Source organism: Undibacterium sp. YM2 (assembly GCF_009937975.1).
Classification (GTDB): Bacteria; Pseudomonadota; Gammaproteobacteria; order Burkholderiales; family Burkholderiaceae_D; genus Undibacterium.
In genome coordinates this window covers 6,181,178-6,198,600 of record NZ_AP018441.1, presented here as the reverse complement: position 1 = coordinate 6,198,600, position 17,423 = coordinate 6,181,178, and the positions used below count along the sequence as shown (strand labels likewise).

General features: G+C 51.0%; 19 protein-coding genes. 8 read left to right on the top strand and 11 right to left on the bottom strand.

Annotated elements, in window-relative coordinates; all coding sequences use genetic code 11:
* Positions 1-84 precede the first annotated feature (84 nt).
* From UNDYM_RS28520 to UNDYM_RS28510, 3 genes are read left to right on the top strand one after another with little or no spacing between them, the layout of a single operon-like run.
* Positions 85-618, top strand: coding sequence for a carboxymuconolactone decarboxylase family protein (locus UNDYM_RS28520; protein ID WP_162044180.1), 534 nt, complete (start codon positions 85-87; stop codon positions 616-618).
* A 37-nt stretch (positions 619-655) separates the two neighbouring features.
* Positions 656-1,645 carry a pyridoxamine 5'-phosphate oxidase family protein gene (locus UNDYM_RS28515; RefSeq protein WP_162044179.1) on the top strand — a complete coding sequence of 330 codons (990 nt, stop codon included), beginning with the start codon at positions 656-658 and terminating at the stop codon, positions 1,643-1,645.
* A 20-nt stretch (positions 1,646-1,665) separates the two neighbouring features.
* A complete protein-coding gene (locus tag UNDYM_RS28510; protein WP_162044178.1) occupies positions 1,666-2,235 on the top strand; it encodes a flavin reductase family protein in 570 nt (189 codons plus the stop codon).
* 5 nt (positions 2,236-2,240) lie between these two features.
* Here the strand turns inward: UNDYM_RS28510 and UNDYM_RS28505 are convergent, their stop codons facing one another.
* From UNDYM_RS28505 to UNDYM_RS28495, 3 genes are all read right to left on the bottom strand, one after another.
* Positions 2,241-3,116 carry a GyrI-like domain-containing protein gene (locus UNDYM_RS28505; RefSeq protein WP_232063626.1) on the bottom strand — a complete coding sequence of 292 codons (876 nt, stop codon included), beginning with the start codon at positions 3,114-3,116 and terminating at the stop codon, positions 2,241-2,243.
* 82 nt (positions 3,117-3,198) lie between these two features.
* Complete coding sequence (locus UNDYM_RS28500) at positions 3,199-3,489, bottom strand: hypothetical protein (RefSeq protein WP_162044176.1); 291 nt, start codon at positions 3,487-3,489, stop codon at positions 3,199-3,201.
* Between the two features lie 41 nt (positions 3,490-3,530).
* Complete coding sequence (locus tag UNDYM_RS28495) at positions 3,531-4,052, bottom strand: SRPBCC family protein (protein ID WP_162044175.1); 522 nt, start codon at positions 4,050-4,052, stop codon at positions 3,531-3,533.
* 192 nt (positions 4,053-4,244) lie between these two features.
* Between UNDYM_RS28495 and UNDYM_RS28490 the strand changes: the two genes are divergently transcribed.
* The 3 genes from UNDYM_RS28490 to UNDYM_RS28480 all read left to right on the top strand — a co-directional run bounded on the left by UNDYM_RS28490 (position 4,245) and on the right by UNDYM_RS28480 (position 7,752).
* The gene (locus UNDYM_RS28490) at positions 4,245-5,885 is read left to right on the top strand and encodes a DUF4214 domain-containing protein (RefSeq protein ID WP_162044174.1); all 1,641 of its coding nucleotides are present in this window, start codon (positions 4,245-4,247) and stop codon (positions 5,883-5,885) included.
* A gap of 143 nt (positions 5,886-6,028) precedes the next feature.
* On the top strand, positions 6,029-7,414 hold the full coding sequence (gene dbpA / locus UNDYM_RS28485; protein ID WP_162044173.1) for an ATP-dependent RNA helicase DbpA: 1,386 nt from the start codon (positions 6,029-6,031) through the stop codon (positions 7,412-7,414).
* 125 nt (positions 7,415-7,539) lie between these two features.
* Positions 7,540-7,752: a hypothetical protein gene (locus UNDYM_RS28480; protein WP_162044172.1), complete on the top strand. Its 213-nt coding sequence runs from the start codon at positions 7,540-7,542 to the stop codon at positions 7,750-7,752.
* A 130-nt stretch (positions 7,753-7,882) separates the two neighbouring features.
* On the opposite strand, the gene UNDYM_RS28475 is transcribed toward UNDYM_RS28480, so the two are convergent.
* The 3 genes from UNDYM_RS28475 to UNDYM_RS28465 form a co-directional block, all read right to left on the bottom strand.
* Positions 7,883-8,686: an arylamine N-acetyltransferase gene (locus tag UNDYM_RS28475; protein ID WP_162044171.1), complete on the bottom strand. Its 804-nt coding sequence runs from the start codon at positions 8,684-8,686 to the stop codon at positions 7,883-7,885.
* Positions 8,676-9,191 carry a flavodoxin family protein gene (locus UNDYM_RS28470; RefSeq protein WP_162044170.1) on the bottom strand — a complete coding sequence of 172 codons (516 nt, stop codon included), beginning with the start codon at positions 9,189-9,191 and terminating at the stop codon, positions 8,676-8,678. The genes UNDYM_RS28475 and UNDYM_RS28470 overlap by 11 nt, the downstream gene beginning before the upstream one ends.
* A gap of 113 nt (positions 9,192-9,304) precedes the next feature.
* Entirely contained in the window at positions 9,305-10,303 is a 999-nt protein-coding gene (locus UNDYM_RS28465; RefSeq protein ID WP_162044169.1) for an NAD-dependent epimerase/dehydratase family protein, read from the bottom strand.
* 167 nt (positions 10,304-10,470) lie between these two features.
* Here UNDYM_RS28465 and UNDYM_RS28460 point away from each other — a divergent pair, with 167 nt between their 5' ends.
* Together UNDYM_RS28460 and UNDYM_RS28455 are read left to right on the top strand one after the other, a co-directional pair.
* Complete coding sequence (locus UNDYM_RS28460; RefSeq protein WP_162044168.1) at positions 10,471-11,394, top strand: LysR family transcriptional regulator; 924 nt, start codon at positions 10,471-10,473, stop codon at positions 11,392-11,394.
* An 89-nt stretch (positions 11,395-11,483) separates the two neighbouring features.
* Entirely contained in the window at positions 11,484-12,599 is a 1,116-nt protein-coding gene (locus tag UNDYM_RS28455) for a hypothetical protein (protein ID WP_162044167.1), read from the top strand.
* Here UNDYM_RS28455 and UNDYM_RS28450 read toward each other — a convergent pair.
* The 5 genes from UNDYM_RS28450 to UNDYM_RS28430 all read right to left on the bottom strand — a co-directional run bounded on the left by UNDYM_RS28450 (position 12,596) and on the right by UNDYM_RS28430 (position 17,395).
* Positions 12,596-13,996 carry a hypothetical protein gene (locus UNDYM_RS28450; protein WP_162044166.1) on the bottom strand — a complete coding sequence of 467 codons (1,401 nt, stop codon included), beginning with the start codon at positions 13,994-13,996 and terminating at the stop codon, positions 12,596-12,598. The genes UNDYM_RS28455 and UNDYM_RS28450 overlap by 4 nt on opposite strands.
* 7 nt (positions 13,997-14,003) lie before the next feature.
* Complete coding sequence (locus tag UNDYM_RS28445; protein WP_162044165.1) at positions 14,004-14,324, bottom strand: hypothetical protein; 321 nt, start codon at positions 14,322-14,324, stop codon at positions 14,004-14,006.
* A 34-nt stretch (positions 14,325-14,358) separates the two neighbouring features.
* Positions 14,359-14,826 carry a GNAT family N-acetyltransferase gene (locus tag UNDYM_RS28440; RefSeq protein WP_162044164.1) on the bottom strand — a complete coding sequence of 156 codons (468 nt, stop codon included), beginning with the start codon at positions 14,824-14,826 and terminating at the stop codon, positions 14,359-14,361.
* Positions 14,827-14,981: 155 nt separating this feature from the next.
* Positions 14,982-16,304: an NCS2 family permease gene (locus UNDYM_RS28435; RefSeq protein ID WP_174245005.1), complete on the bottom strand. Its 1,323-nt coding sequence runs from the start codon at positions 16,302-16,304 to the stop codon at positions 14,982-14,984.
* 182 nt (positions 16,305-16,486) lie between these two features.
* The gene (locus UNDYM_RS28430; protein ID WP_162044163.1) at positions 16,487-17,395 is read right to left on the bottom strand and encodes a LysR family transcriptional regulator; all 909 of its coding nucleotides are present in this window, start codon (positions 17,393-17,395) and stop codon (positions 16,487-16,489) included.
* Between the last annotated feature and the right edge of the window lie 28 nt (positions 17,396-17,423).

Below are 17,423 nucleotides of genomic sequence, written 5' to 3'. Positions count from 1 at the left end.
TCCGTGAAACGTACAAACTGTGATCCATGCAATTGCATATCAATACCGTTACCTCAACCTCAACTTCAATTGAATGGAAATATCATGAGCCGCATCAATCTCGTCACCAAAGAAACTGCCAATGCTGAACAACTGGCCCTGCTGGAAGCGATACAAACAAAACTGGGCATGGTTCCGAATTTTTTGAAAGCCTTTGCCAATTCCCCTGCTGCCTTGCGCGCCTTTCTGGGCTTGCATGGCATTGCCGGTGAAGGCAGCCTGGACTCGCAAACCCGCGAGCGTATTGCCCTGGCAGTCGCGCAAAAAAATTCCTGTGAATATTGCGTCTCTGCCCATACTGCCATAGGCCGTGGCACTGGCCTGAACAATGAAGAAATGGCTGCCAACCGTGCAGGCAGCAGCCAGGACGCGAAAGCCGCGGTTGCCGTGAAATTTGCCCGCTCACTGGTCGAACATGCAGGTGAAGTGAGCACGACAGAAATTCTGGAAATGCGCGACCACGGTTACGGCGATGCCGACATTATCGAAGTCATCACCCATGTCGGCATGAATATCCTGACGAATATCCTGGGCAAGGCCACTCGTCTGGAAATCGACTTCCCTAAAGTCAGCCTCTAAGTCCAGAAATCTGTCCCGTCACAGCGAGGAGATCATCATGTCACGCGCATTTGCCGATATCAGTTTTACCCCCAGCGTCAAAGCGGCACAAAGCCTGTATGGCAGCCGCGAAGCCAATCGTGGATTTGAACTGGTGGAAGAAAAACGTGATTCCCTGCTGGCACAGGACATGGAATTCATCGCTGCCCGCGACAGCTTTTACCAGGCGACGATTTCAGAAAACGGCTGGCCCTATGTGCAGCACCGTGGTGGCCCAGCCGGTTTTCTTAAAATCATCGATAACAAGACCATCGCTTATGCAGATTTTTCTGGTAATGCGCAATACCTGAGCGTAGGCAATCTGTTTGCCAGCGACAGGGTATCCTTGATACTCATGGACTACGCCAGGCGCCGCCGCATGAAGATATGGGGCCATGCCAAAATCGTTCATGAAGAGGATGATGTACGCCTGATCGCCAGGCTGGAAATGCCTGGCTACCGCGCCCGTGTCGAGCGTGCCATTGTCATCACGGTAGAAGCCGTGGAATGGAATTGCCCGCAACATATCACGCCCAGGTTTAGCGAAAAGGAAGTGCAGGGCATGCTGGCGAAGCTGCTGGCTGAGAAGCACCAACTGGAAGAACAGTTAACACAAAAGACTGCACCTGCAAAACCCAGCAGCCTTGGTAATGGCCCACTGGAACTGGTCATCACAGGCTTGCGCCAACTCAGCCCGCGCATGCGCGCCTATGAATTGCGTGCCCCTGCAGGCAAGGATTTGCCTGCGGTGAGCGCAGGCGCACATTTGCGGGTACCCGTCTTGCTGGCAGACGGCCAGGCGGCTACACGTCAATACTCCATCAGTTCTGCTGGTGGACAAGCCGACTGTTACGAAATTGCCGTGCTGGCCGAACCAGAGGGCCGTGGTGGTTCCATGGCTGTCCACGATCTTTATGCGCTGGGCATGCACCTGCATTGTGATTTGCCACGTAATGACTTTGCATTGCATGCGCATGCGGCACCCGCCGTGCTGATCGCCGGGGTATAGGCATCACCGCCATCAAACCCATGGCTGCACAATTGTCAGCGCAGGGGCGGCCATACACTTTGCACTATGCAGGCCGCAGGCTCAATGCGATGGCCTATCGTGCAGAGTTGCGAATGCAGCTGGGTGCCTCATTGCATCTGTATGCGGCAGATCAGCAGCAGCGCATGGATATACACAACATCATGAAAGAAGCAGGCCAGGACAGCCTGTTTTATATCTGCGGCCCAGCCAGCATGATCGCTGCTGCGCTGAGTGCAGCTACAGCTTTGGGCATAGATCCGCAAAGAGTGCGCTATGAAAGATTTGCGGTACAAAAATCAAACCATGACGAAGAGATACGGGTGGAGCTGGCGCGCAGTAAAAAAGTCATCCATGTCCGCGCTGACCAGACTATTCTGCAAGCTGTGCGCGCCCATGGTGTAGCAGCCCAGGCAGAATGCGAAACCGGCAATTGCGGCACTTGCGCCGTGAAACTGCTGGGTGGACAAGCACTGCACAGGGATGCTGTGTTGACAGAAGCAGAGCAAAAAGACCGCATCTGCATCTGTGTCTCGCGGGCACAAGCAGGTGAACTGGTGCTTGACCTGTAAAGCTATTATTGCAAAGGCAGGAAGATGTCCGTCACCATCAGGTGTTCAGGCACGTCAGGGAAGAAGCTGATGCGCTGGAAGAACAGGGGAAAGTCGCGCAAATTGCGCTCGCTTTGTGGCAGCCAGCTGTTATACAAAAAGCGCACGACGTTTCCCAGTTCAGCATCACTGCCGGTGTGCCTTATTACCGCACATTCACCGGCGGGGATAGTCTTGTTGACGATGCCATGTTCATTCTGTGCTACTGGCGCAGTGACTGCTGCTGCCAGGTCAAAGCGAAAATCGGCAGCGGGTGTTTGCTCAGGGTCGTCATAGATAAGATTAAATGTCCCACTGACGCTGGGCGGCAGTTTATTAAGCTTGCGCCAGGCAATGAAGCGCTGGATGCTGTTGGGCAGCAAGCCGGGCGCGCCGCGGTGTTCCAGCACGGCGATACGGGTTTCAGGGAAGGTAACGATGCGTACATCGCTGTGTTGATAAGTCATGGGCATATGCTGTTCTCTCAATTGGATCAAGGTTGAATTGCTGTCTTGCCAGTTGTCCCACTGAGGCTGTTTCCTGAATTGTGCCGGGCTCAGTCCCAGGCTTTTTTTAAAAGCGCGGGAAAAAGCTTCACTGCTTTCATAGCCATTATCCAGGGCGATATGAATCACCTGTTTATGGCTACGAAATGCCAGTTCATACATGGCTTTTTTAAGTCTCAATAGCTGCACATAACGAAATGCCGCCAGACCAAAATATTCAGAAAACTGCCGGTGAAAATGAAATTTTGAGAAAGCCGCAACTGCACTTAAACGCTCCACCGACAAGTCTTCATCCAGATGGCTATCGATGTACTGCAACACACGCAGCATGCGCTGTTGGTAATTGGATTCACTCAATGATTTCTCCCTGACAGACTGCAGAATAAACAGCCTCCAGCGATGCTGCATGATAGTTCTTGCTCAATTCTGTTTTGCTGCGTCAGTCATGCCGGTGGCGCAGGCGTTCCAGCAAAGCCTGTTCACAGAGTTTGAACAGCATGTAGGCAGCCATGGCAGCGCAGGCTGACAAGATAAGTTCGAGCAATTGCTGCAAGCCACCTTCGACCAGACCTATCCAGCCATTATCGAGCAGATACTCAGCATTGGCACTGAACAGGTGGACGATGTCGAAAGACAGCTTGCCGAATACCACGAAGCTCAGGGTCAGCAACAAAAAACTGGCAAGACTATGCTGGCATAACCAGGTATAGAATTTTCGCTGTCTTGCCATGTGCTGTCCTTTCAAAATTGCTGCGCTTACGATAAGTCTGTTCAGTTTTTTTCGACGATATTTTTGATGCTATGCAGACCCTCATCAAATTTGCCACCCACCATTTTATCCATGCTGAAAAACAGACTCATGAGTTTGGACATGAAGTTGCTGGGACCAAACATGGCATGGCTGACGACCGTGCTGCCATCTTTTTCTTCAAGGCGGAACTCAATAGTGTTTTGCGCAGCAAATGGTTTGTAGAAGTTGATTTGCAGGCGCAGGTAGTCATGAGGCCGGGTTTCCAGGATTTCCATCTTGCCTTCGCCCAGGTCTTTGTTCCCCTTCCACGCATAAACCGCTCCCTGCCCCTGTGCAGCACCGCTATAGGTGCGCTGCACAGCCGGGTCGGCTTTTTCCCAGGGAGACCAGGCTTCCCATTCATGGAAATCATTAATCAGAGGGAAAATCTGTTCAGGCCTGGCCTGGAATGCGAGAGATCGCTCGACACGAAAATGATCCGGCAGGCTGACGACATACAATAAGAAGGCAGCGAACAAAAGCACTACAATGGCAATGATCATGAGATGTCTCCTGAATGTTGAGCTAACAGCTTAATTTGCCTGAGACCTATTTACCAGCAATGCATGCAGTCCCCAGTATATTTTACTTACAAAAGTTACTATCAAAGCGAACTCATGTGCCTGTGATTGCTGTGTTTCAGGCAACAAACTGGCTATACTAAGACTATTCTCCATTAATTTATCCAGAATCCTATGCCATCACCCAGCGATGCAGGCCAGACCACCAACTTCACGCTATCCGGCGTCACTTTGCTTGATGCGCTGCTCCATGGTATTAAATGGGGTGGTTTGAATGGCGCAGTTGTTACCTATAGCTTCCCGTGGACTGCGGGTGAATCCTATTTTTATGGACGCAACAGTTCCAGCAGCTACACCCCGGACAATGAGCCGGGTGCCAGCCACATGGCGCTCAGCCTGGAACAGCAAAACGCCACCAAGGCTGCCATGCAGGCCTGGGCCAATGTCGCTGACATACAGTTTGTACAGGTTGCCGACAACAATACCAGCGCAGGAAATATCCGCGTTGCCTGGACTTCATTCGCGGATACTACATCAACAGGCGACAAGGCCTGGGGCTGGGCTTACAGGCCAAGCAGTGTCAGCCCTTCTGGCGGGGACATCTGGCTGTCTGGCAATGGCAATAAAACCAATACCAACTGGAGCGTGGGTTCATTCAATTATTCATCATTGATACATGAGCTTGGTCATGCGCTCGGGCTCAAGCATCCTTTCGAGGGCGACGTGGTCTTGCCCACCGCCTTTGATACGACACAATATTCCGTCATGTCTTACACGGAACAAGCCAATGACATGTTCAGGACCATTACTTATGATGCCTCGGGCAAGCCCTCGTTCAGTTTCAAGTACATCGTGCCAGAAACACCGATGGTACTGGATATCGCTGCCATGCAATATGCCTATGGTGCCAATAACAGTTACAGGACCGGTGACGATGCATATACCTTCGACCCGAATACCCCTTTCCTGAAAACCATCTGGGATGCTGGTGGCAATGACACGATTTCTGTCGCCAACTTTACTCTGGGATGCATGATTGACCTCAGCCCCGGCAGTTATTCTGACATACGCATGGTGTCCGCGCCCAATCCGCCTGGCTATACCGGTGGCACGGTACCAACTTACGATGGCAGGCAAAATCTCGGCATCGCCTATGGTGCCTATATAGAGAATGCGATAGGTGGTGCTGGCAATGACACTTTGTATGGCAACAAGCTCAACAACAGCTTTACCGGTAATGGCGGCAATGATGCAATCGATGGTGACCTGGGCCTCGATACCGCCATCTACAACGGGTTGCACACAAATTACAGTGTCAGCGTCAAAGGGGGCACCGCGGTAGTCGCTGCCAAGAGTGGCAATGAAGGCACGGATACCCTGGTCAACGTAGAACGCCTGCATTTCACCGATGAAAACATCGCCCTGGATATCAATGGCATTGCCGGGCAGGCTTACCGCCTTTACCAGGCGGCCTTTGACCGCAAGCCAGACTTGAAAGGCCTGGGTTACTGGATCAATGATATGGACCAGGGTTCCAGCCTGACGACGGTAGCAGCGGGCTTCATGTTGTCGGCTGAATTCCAGAAACTGTATGGCACTAAACCCACGAATACCGTGCTGGTCACCAATTTCTACCAGAATGTCTTGCACCGCACTCCAGATCAGGCTGGTTTCAATTACTGGCTGGACCAGCTCAATACCAATAAAATCACTGCCGCCGGTGCCCTCGCCAGCTTTTGTGAAAGCGCCGAAAACCAGGCTCTGGTCATAGGTTCTATACAAAATGGCATTGAATACCTGGTCTGGCCTGCATAAACACGCAGTAATAGCCACTTTCAGTCTTTCATACCTCAAAGCCCGCCACGCTGGCGGCAGCTTACCCTACAATGACGACATATCCGCCGGGCTGCTCATGAAAGAGCGGCCTGCTGTCGTCGTCTTCATACAAAATACATCCCATGTCAGAATCCACCGCCTTCAACACCCTGCCGCTATCCGCTCCCATGCTTGCCAACCTGGACAGCCTGGGCTACAAGGAAATGACAGCCATACAGGCAGCCAGCCTGCCCATCATCCTGCAACAGCAAGACCTGATCGCCCAGGCCAAGACAGGTAGCGGCAAGACCGCTGCCTTTGGCATAGGCATGCTGGCCAAACTCAATCCCACTTATTTTGCCGTCCAGGGCCTGGTGATTTGCCCGACGCGTGAACTGGCGGACCAGGTTGCCAATGAGTTGCGCCGCCTGGCCAGGACCATGCCGAACGTCAAGATCGTCACCCTGTGCGGTGGCACGGCCATGCGTCCGCAGATTGCTTCACTTGAATATGGAGCGCACATCGTGGTCGGCACACCTGGCCGCCTGATCGACCATATCAGCCGTGGAACGGTCAACCTCAAAGCCGTACAAACCCTGGTGCTCGATGAAGCCGACCGCATGGTCGACATGGGCTTTTATGATGATATCTACGACATCGTCGCCGCCACGCCCACGCGCAGGCAAACCCTGTTGTTCTCGGCAACTTATCCCGATGATATACGCCAGGCCAGCGAACAACTGCTGCGCGACCCGGTGGAGATCAAGGTTGAATCCCAGCATGCCGCCAATCACATTGAGCAAATGTTTTACCTGGTCACGCCAGAAGGGCGCAATACCGCTGTCGCCACGCTGCTGCATCATTACCAGCCGACATCCACGATTGCCTTTTGCAACACCAAGATACACTGCCGCGAACTGACAGAAGAATTGCACGCCCAGGGCATCAGCGCCCTGGCCCTGCATGGCGACCTTGAACAGCGCGACCGCGACGAGGTCCTGATACGTTTCGCCAATCAAAGTTGCTCAGTCCTCGTCGCCACCGACGTCGCCGCCCGCGGTCTCGACATACAAACCCTGGGTGCCGTCATCAATGTCGATGTATCCAAAGACACCGAAGTCCACATCCACCGCATAGGCCGCACAGGCCGCGCTGGCGAAAAAGGCCTGGCCCTGAGCCTGGCTACACCCGGTGAAAAGAAGTGGGTCAAACTGATCGAAGAATATCAGGGCGAATCCGTCATTTGGGGCGATATCCACGCAATTGAAGCGGGCCCGGAAAGAGACCTGCAAGCCCCGATGATGACCATCTGCATCATGGGCGGCAAAAAAGACAAACTCCGCCCCGGCGACTTACTCGGCGCGCTGACGGCTGACCTGGGTTTGAAAAAAGAACAGGTAGGAAAAATCAATGTCTCGGAATTTGTCACCTACGTTGCCATTGACAGGCAAGTTGCAGAAAAGACGGTGGACAGGCTGAGCCGTACCAATATCAAGGGCAGGCAGTTCAGGATGCGGATTGTTGATTGATTGTGGCGTCATGAAATATCAACAGCGATTGGATTGAAGATGCTGTTGGGGTGGTGGTTGCAGTTGCAGTTGATTTTGACTTTCTGCAGTTCCCATGTGTAGACGCCGTTTGTGCGGTACAGAAAATGGAAAAAGAAGAGCCGCTGTTTGAGCGGAGCGAGTTTCGGATCTTCCCATTTTTTGTACCGCACAAACGGGAACCCCGTAGGGGCGGCTACGCCTGGGTCGCCTTTTTGGCACACCTTTTTGGCGAAGCAAAAAGGTGTGTAGCCGCCGGTCTACCACCGGCCTGCAATCTTAAATTACGTGTGCAGGTATTTGAAATATCAGATACGTAAGAAACACAAATCTGAAACTAATTAACTTCACGATCTGCCAAAAGCACGCAGGAATGACGTAGCCAAGATTGCGATAAATAATAGGGTTAAGTAGTGCAAACACGATAAATCAGATTTGAGAAATTACTGCCTATGCCTGTCTCACCAACAACCTCCCAACATCCACATCCCCCGCCAACTTCATCCCAAAATACTTGAGCAACAAGGCCCTGTATTCATCCTCATCATGGATAGTATGCACATGCCGCCCATCCCCATCCGTGATGATGCATTTGTTATTCGACATACTGACACGCCCCGCCAAAGTCGCAATGGAACAAATCGATTTTTGCGTGAAATGCGATAAGGGCGAAGTCTGCTGATACTCACACATTGCAAAAAAATCGCTGATCGCATGCGCCTGTAAACTGAAACGGTACTGTGCATGCCCGACACTAGCATCCTTCGCCTGCATGAGCACATAATGCGCATCACCATCCGCAAGCAGATAATATTGCAAGCCCACTTCATGTACGCCTTCACCACCTAATTGCAACGGTGTACGAAAGCATTCGCCAAAACCGACATCAGCCAGATAATCCTGTCCATTTACATGCACCAACAAGAGCATGTGGTCAAAGTCCGGCCCGTAGTCCTTGCCATTATGGACGCGTGCAGACAAGCGGCTGACGCCAAAACCCAGGGTTTCCAGCAGTAGTGCAAAAGCCTGGTTCAGTTCATAACAAAAACCACCGCGCCCCTGCCGCAATAATTTATCCAGCAAGGCATCCGTCGATAAATCCAGCTTGTTGCCAAGGCTGATATCAAGGTTTTCAAAAGCGATCTTTTGCAGATGCGCCTGATGCAGGGCTGTCAGTGTCGCCAGATTAGCATTGCGTGGCCCACGGTAAGCGAGCCTGTGCAGATAAGCTTCCAGCTGTGCTTCATTCAGCATGCAGTGCCTCCGTGAATTTTTCTATTGCAAGCGCGTGCTCGGCGTGAATGAAATCGTCCTGACAGCTTGCATATAACATGCCTTCATATCCCATGCCGAGATAGTCAAAAGTATGCTGGAACACTTGCTCAAAGCAGGCGGCGGGTATGGCATCGTAACCCGTGCCCAGCAACGCAGCCTTCTTTGTGCGTAATTGCCGCCCCAGGTCTTTTTCGACTTTCAGCAAGTCAGAAATCCTGTCCATGAAGGTTTTCATGATGGCGCTGGGAGAATACCAGTACATCGGCGTGGCAAGTATGATGCGGTCGAAGCTGAGCACCTGCTTCATCAGCGTCAGGAAATCATCGTCGCGGTTCTTGAATTCATAATCAAAAGGAGCGATCCGGTATTGATTAAGATCGATGACACTGGCTTTGAGTTTGCTGGCAACAGAGCTGGCGAGTTCAGCAGTATTACCTGTGCTTCTGGAGCTGCCAACGATAATGATGGTGCGCGTTTCAGACATGGTTGCGATACACAATCAACAAGAAAGAAAGCTGAATATACTCCGCTATGGCAATTCTTGCAGAGCAGGCCTCCGCAAGAAATAAGCAAACATGCTGCATGCACCCGTCAAAATCAGCTTCGCTTGCCTGTACCAGCCTCCAGCAAGAAGTCTTTGCCTGCTTGCGGTTTCTTCACATAGCTACGCAGGGCATGCTGCAGACTGCTGGTCGATATCTTGCCAAGTAAATGCTCAAGTTTTTCACCTTGCAAATGATGCGGACGCTGCCACAGGTAGCGCATTTTGATCGCGGCGCGCAGCATGGGAGAGAACAGGCCTATGGCCTGCATCAGCATCCAGGGCATGGCTTTGGCTTTGAGCGGGCGGCCACTCAATTGCTCCAGTGCGGCATGCACGTCCTTGCCGCTGGCAGTAATGCCAGGGTAATGCATGACCTCAAAAGCAGGCAAACGGTCACGCTGTTCAGCAACGCGCACGAATATCCTGGCCAGATCGGGCAGGTAAACCCAGGCATGCGGCAAATCATCTGGCCCCATGTGGGTGATCACGCCTTTGGCGAGCGACTTGGTGATCGCCATGTCCAGCCAGGTGCCCGTACCGCCAATGAAATCACCGGCGCGTAAAATCACACAGCGTAAGCCCTGCTGGGTGGCAGCAGCCAGGCTTTCTTCCATGGCTATGCGTTGCGCCGCCCTGGGAGTGTTGGCGACAAAGGGCGTGTCTTCTGCCAGCACCGGAGGCAAATCAGCCCCAAAGTTATACACATTGCCAGGCACCATCAGCAAAGCCTGGGTGGCGGTAGCAATGCGTATGACGGCATCTGTGCTTGGTGGCAACAGGCTGTCCCAGCGGGTATAGTCGGGATTCACCGCATGCACCACCACATCCGCCCTGGGTACGGCAGCCAGTATGCTTGCGGTGTCGAGTACATCACATTGCAGGTATTCAATATTGCTACCCGGCCTGTCATGACTGGCTGAGCGCGCCTGGGCAATCACGCGCCAGCCTGCTGCGGCAAAGGCCTCCACCGCAGCCTGCCCCAGGCGGCCTTTCGCACCAAGTACCAGTACTGAGGGTGATTGAGCATTGTTTGCTTTGGATGCAAGATTCATGAGGAGCTCCGGTGGTGGGCTAGGCAGAAAAAATAAGTAATGCAGGCATTTTCAATCTGGCAGGATGTATTTACAATCGACATAAATACATAAGTCCTATTCAAAATTGAATACTTTGACTTGCAAATTTTTGCGTATCTTTTGACCTGTCCCCATGATGGAATCACATGTCCAAGCTCACTTTCGACCCAAGCCAGACTGACTGGAATCTGATACGCAGCTTTGTCGCGGTCGTAGAACAAGGTTCGCTGACGCGTGCGGCTGAAGTTCTGGGGCTGAGCCAGCCCACGCTATCGCGCCAGATCGCTGAGCTGGAGGGCAGCATGGGTGCGGCCTTGTTTGAAAGGGTGGCGCGTGGTCTGAAATTGACCAGGACTGGTGAAAACCTGGTCGAGCCTGCCCGTTACATGATGGCGGCAGCGCGCTCACTGGGTATGGCGGCAGCGACCCAGGATAATGGCTTGCGCGGTACAGTCAGGATCACCGCCAGCGAAATGGTGTCCGGCTTTGTCTTGCCAGCGCTGCTGCGCGAGTTGGCGCAGTTGCATCCGGAAATCCAGATAGAACTCGTCGCCAGTAACCAGGTCAGCAATTTACTCGAACGTGAAGCAGATATCGCCATACGCATGATCAGGCCAGCACAGTCTGCCCTGATTGCCCGTCACCTGACAGACTGGCCCATAGGCATGTATGGTCACAAGGATTATCTGGCAGGCCTGCCTGCACTGCCATCAAGAAACCAGGCGGCCACACTGGCCTTGATGCAAAAATTCCGTTGGCTGGGGCTGGATCAGTCTGACCAGTTTATCGCTGGCTTTCGCGCGGCGGGCATACAGATAGACCGCAGCTTCTTCGACTTCCGTTGCGATAACCACCTGGTCAACTGGCAGGCGATACAGCAAGGCCTGGGGATAGGTATAGCCATGCAATGGCTGGCTGAGCGAAATCCTGACCTGGAACAGGTGCTGGTAGAACAGGAACTGCCATCCTTGCCCGTGTGGCTGACCACGCACCGCGAACTCAAGTCCAGCAAGCGTATCAGGACCGTGTTTGATTTTTTGGCCGAGGGTTTGTTACAGCACAAGTTTTGAGGTAATAATATTCACTAAAGAGAAAAGCGATCAAGAACTCTTTACTTTGTACATCCTATTGATTAAGTTTCTAATCCAACTAACTACGCATGACTACTCACACTACAAAAAGATTATTTGTATTTGAAGGAGGGATTCATTTCTATTCCAGTCTTCCTACAGCGATAACCCCAGCTGAATTATATGACGCCAAATCCAAGCCTGAACTCCTAAAAATCCTTCAAGACTGCAATATTTACCTGATAGCAATCAGAAAAAGAATATCTGTAGATCCAAATTATCTTAAACGTGTTGGGAAAAATCTGTGCGGAAATTTTATAGTCCAACGTACAAGTAGTTTAGAAAAAGTTCCATTTAAATGGGAAATTCCTCAAGAATTTAATGATGCGTTGGAATTAGACATAACAATTCCACAATCTGGTACATACATACGTATCGATACTGAAAAGCAAAGTTCACTCATATCATCCAACACAATTATCTCAACGTCGGAATTCAAATTTCCAGTGGAAGAGCGGGATTTAGATGTTTTATACATCGGTCAAGGAATAGGTCAGAAAAAAAATCGTAGCGCAATTCATCGTTTACTAAATCATTCAACTTTACAACGTATCTTGGCAGAGACACATGCCTACTATCCTGACGCCGAAATTCTATTACTTTTATATCGATTTGAGCACGCGCGTACTTATCTCAGTACAGGCGGAGATTTAAATGTTGAACCAGAGTCAAGTGCTGAAGACGAAAGAGCACACATGGACAGAATGACAAATATTCAACTGTCCCGTCGTGAAATTGTATCCTTAGTCGAAGCGGGATTGATAAGACATTTCCAACCAACTTTTAATAAGCAGATTAAAAAGAGCGACTTCGGTGCAAAGAAAAAAATTTCGGTGATCGAGAAATTACTAAAAAAAGATATCACAGGGTTAATTGTTGAAATTTGCACTGCAAATATTCATGCTCGCTTAAAATCCAATAGTGCCCCACCCATTAACTTGGAGGACTATTTTGATCAAGACTCGCTAAATGGTTCACTATTAAAAAATGAACTTGAGCATCGTATATGGCAAGAAAAATTATATGAAATGGCGCATACACAAATTGCTCAATTTCCTCTCACTACATCTGATGTACGTGACACCTTTATGCATGGAATGCTTTGGAACGGATCCGATGAGCGCATGAAATTTATGAGAAGCTAACAACCACAAACAAGAAACTGGTCTGTGTCAAATAGATACCAGCGCCCGCCCGCATTGACGAATATCACTCTGTAAGCGGGCTGATGGACGGCACTATCGAGCATGATGCCGCGGTGCCAGGCTTCAGCAATCACAAAATCGGCAACGCCATCATTGTCAATATCTATGCTAGTGATGCTGGCCTGAGAAAAATGCTCATGTGTATTCGATTTTGCCTTGCTATCGTATTGCAGTTTGACTGGTGCTTGTGTCGTTACTTTCGCAGGACCATTCAATGACGGTAGCTCCTTGCGAGAATAAAAATGCAGGATCGCTTCATCTTTGGCCTTGGTTTGCAAACTTTCCAGCCTTCTTTGCGCCAGGCTTTTTACAGGTTCAGCTTGTTCGCCAGGTCCGATGAAACGAAAACCCTGTTGGCAACTATCCACACCCAGACTATATTTCAAATCCGAGCTTGCCGGTTTGATGTGGCCATTCAGCATCAACATGTTTTTGATAACAGGTCTTTGCAGAAACACCTCGACCTTGCCCAGGTCCCACCAGCCTATGACATTGATGCCTGCAGGCTCATAGTTATCCCAATACGGGCCACTCAGAGGCTTGATCGCATACGGTATCTGATATTGTCTGGAGATTTCTTCAGGGCCCGCAGAAGGCCTGCCCAGTTCATCCAGTGATTTGAAGTACGAGGGTGCTACCGCAGGTAAATCCAGTTGCCGCAACATGACCAGCACGCCGGGATAGAACAGGGATGAATGCAAACGGGCAGTAGCCTCTGTGGTCTTTTTGCCGGGTAATTCCTCAGACTTTGCCAGCTTCAGTAATTCTTCCCATGGAGCCGGAGCTTGGAAATAAGGCGAAGCTGGCTCGATGATACCGGTCATCATTCGGTGCTTCATGGCTTCAAATTCAGGGATAGGGTAGCGCTTGAGCGCCGGTCGTTTTTCCCACACAAAATTACTGTCTACCGTTTCCAGCGCTTTTTGCTGTGGACTCAGCATGGTTTCCTGGAAGTAGGAGCCCGCATCTTGCAAACGTCTGAAGCTGGGCGCCATCCAGAAAGCACGTGTAGGGAAGTAATTCGTGCTATCACTGCTACGATGATAGCTATCGACAAAGTCTTCCAGCCGCAAAGCCTTGTCACCCAATAAATTGCAGGCAATAAAACCATGTTGCCCTTCACCCCAGGTGATGGCGCAGAATTTCGCGCTGGACGCAGCAGCATCCATTTGCACCTGCGTATTTGCCACCAGATGCGTCAATACCTCAGCATTCGCTTCAGGTTTTACACGCACATTGACCCAGGAACCGTGCACCCAGCGTGTCTCACTGGCATACCCATTATCACAGAGCAGACCAGCGGCAAGTAACAAAAATGGAGCTAGAGATTTTTTCATTGTCACTTCAGGTCTGGGACTGCACATACTCAAGCGCAGCCTGTGCCAGTGTGGGAAATTTCTTGCCATGCGTTGCGGTCAGTGCCACCCATTCTTTCATCGGGCGGCCTTTACCTGAGGGGTCCCACAAGACAGCATCTGCCAGTGCAATCGCCTTTGCATGTTCATCCCCTGTCAATTTGAATACGACCGTCTCTTTATGCAGGGCAACAAAGGCTTTGCCATTGATTTTGAGACATGCCTTGCCAAACATCTGGCCAGGTTCTGCTGAGGCTATCGCTGTCAGCTTTTTGGTCAGTTTGTCATATTCGGCCTGTGCATCGCTCATGTTTCACCTCATCGCATAATCTGCACATGCTAACTCAACTGATGGTAAAAACATAGGATCGGTTTGCCCCTGATTCAGGCGCGGGGTCAGGGGCTGGCATCCAGCCCAGAGACTCATAAAGACGGATGGCGCTGTGCATGTTGTCCCAGGTATCGAGATACAGGGTTTTCAAGCCCCTTTGTTTCGCTTGCGACATCAATGCTGTCAACAAGCTGCGCCCTATGCCCTTACCACGATAGTGGTGATCAACATGAAAGCCAAACACTTTTGCTTCTTGCGCATTTACCGATCCAAGGGCTTCCAAGGCGATGCAGCCGCAAACCTGCTGATCCAATTCGGCAACCAGTTCGATGAGATTTTTACTGGCAGGCAAACCCGCTGAACCTATGGCGGCATCGAGGCCATCAAACTCAACCACGAGATTGAAACTGGCCAGTGATGCCTGCACCAGCTTGCGTATATGCAGATTATCTGCTTCACCCGCACTTCTTACGATTACCATGTTTACTCCAGCTAATTTATTCCTGATCTTCCTGTCAGAATATGATGGAGTATGCAGCAAATATTATTTGGTTCTGCATTTCATAAAAATATCGCAAAAAAAACAGCGCAGTTTCCTGCGCTGTTTTCAACAGTAGCTTCGTTTTTATACTTGCTTCAACCTGCACCAAGATAAACGAATTTGAACAGGAATATTGCTGCTATCGCCCAGACGATGATCTTGACTTCTTTGGCTCGCCCGCTCAAGAGTTTCAGGACAGCAAATGCAATAAAACCAAATGCGACACCGGTTGCAATCGAATAAGTGAAAGGCATGAGCAAAGCAGTGATGGCGGCAGGCACGCTTTCGGTCGTGTCTGTCCAGTCGATTTCAACCAGTTCACGCAACATCAGGCAAGACACATAGAACAGGGCTGGAGCAGTAGCACAGAATGGAACGACGCTGGCCAGCGGTGCAATAAACAAACAGGCCAGGAACAGCAGGCCAACAGCCACGGCTGTCAAACCTGTACGGCCTCCGGCTTCCACACCGGCCGCGCTTTCTATGTAAGCTGTCGTACTGGAAGTACCCAAAAAAGAACCTGCGACGATGGCCGTACTATCCGCCAGCAGTGCCTTGTTCAGTCTTTCCATCTTGCCGTTGACCAGCAAACCGGCACGGCTGGCAACACCCATCAGAGTACCTGTTGCATCAAACAATTCCACCAGAAAAAATACCAGTACGACATTCAGGATACCAACGGAAAGCGCCCCCATGATATCCAGCTTGAACAGGGTAGGATCAAGCGAAGGCGGCATGGAAACCACACCGTTGAAGGTATTACCGGCAAAGAAGAAACTCAATACCGTCACTGTCAGAATGCCGATCAGGATAGAACCTTTGATACGGTAACGGTCCAGCGCCACGATGAGGAAAAATCCCAGTATCGCCAGAATAGGCTGTGGCTTATGCAAGTCGCCAATACCCACCATGGTGGCTGGATTGGCAACTACTATGCCGGAATTTTTCAGTGCGATCAGACCCAGGAACAAGCCTATACCCACTGTAATGGCGGTGCGTATGGAATGCGGTATGCCATTGACGATCATCTCGCGCAGACGAAACACACTGACTGCCACAAACAAACAACCTGAGATGAATACCGCACCGAGAGCCGCCTCCCACGGTATGCCCATGCCCTTGACGACGGCATAAGTGAAGTAGGCATTCAAGCCCATGCCCGGTGCCAGTGCCATAGGGTAGTTGGCATACAGGCCCATGATCATGGTACCGATTGCGGCGGCCAGACAGGTGGCGACAAACACCGAGTCCTTGGGCATGCCTGCATCACCCAGGATAGAGGGATTGACGAAAATGATATACGCCATGGTCAGGAAAGTCGTCAGACCTGCCAGTAATTCTGTACGTACATCGGTACCGTTTTCTCTTAACTTGAAAAATTTGTCGAGAAAGGAAAGCTGCGCAGGGCTGTGACTCACAGGCCTGTTGCTATCTTGTGCAGCCGGAATTTGCTCGGAAGTTAACACGTTTGTCTCCTCAATTTTGGATATACCAATTGAATAATTAGAATTTGTGAAAGGACGATATCCTAATTTTTTCCATATCAAAGCTGAGGAATATCTATAGATGCTATTTGAATTTGAATATGTGGAAGTTTTTATTAATTCTTTAACCAATAATCTGGCTGTGCGTAAATCGCTTTCAGCGTGTCTATGAAAAAGCGCGTCTTCACCGGTAAATGCCGTTGTTGCGGGTACACAGCGACGATGTCGTATTGTGGCAAGGCATAGTCATCGAGCACGGTAATCAACTCGCCCGAAATCAGTTGTGACTGTATCTCCCAGGAAGAACGCCAGGCCAGGCCCAGGTCTTCACAAGCCCAGCGATGTAGCAATTCACCATCATTGCAATCGAGATTGCCAGCCACCTTGATGGTCACAGGCTTGCCGTTTTGCTGGAAATACCAGCCGCGCTGTTGCCCGCCCTGCAAGTTGAAGGCAAGGCAATTGTGCTGGGCCAGATCTTCCAGCGTACACGGTATGCCATGCCGCTCAAAATAAGCTGGCGTACCACACACCACACGACGGTTGCTGGCCAGCTTCACCGCAACAAAATTGGGATCGATATTGCCGCCTATGCGTATGCCCAGGTCATAACCCTCACGTATCAGATCGACCACCCTGTCAGTCAGGTTGAAGGAAATCTGTACGGCAGGGTTGGCCTTGACGAATTGCGGCGCATGCGGTGCCACATGCTTGCGCCCGAATGCGGCAGGAGCTGAGACGATGAGATGGCCGGTGGCCTTGTGCCGCCCCTCGGATACCAGTTGATCGGCATAACCCAGGTCTGCCAGCAGTTTGCGACAATGATCGAGATAAACCGTGCCCTGCTCTGTCAGCGTCAGATGACGGGTGCTGCGGTGCATGAGCTTCACGCCCAGGCGCTTTTCCAGCGCGTCGATACGGCGGCCCAGCATGACCGGGGTGATGTTCTGGCCCAGCGCGGCGCGGGCCAGGCTGCCTTTTTCGACGACATCGACGAAGGCTTCGATTTGGGTGAGTTTGTCCATGATCTATTGCGGGTTGATTGCCAAAAAC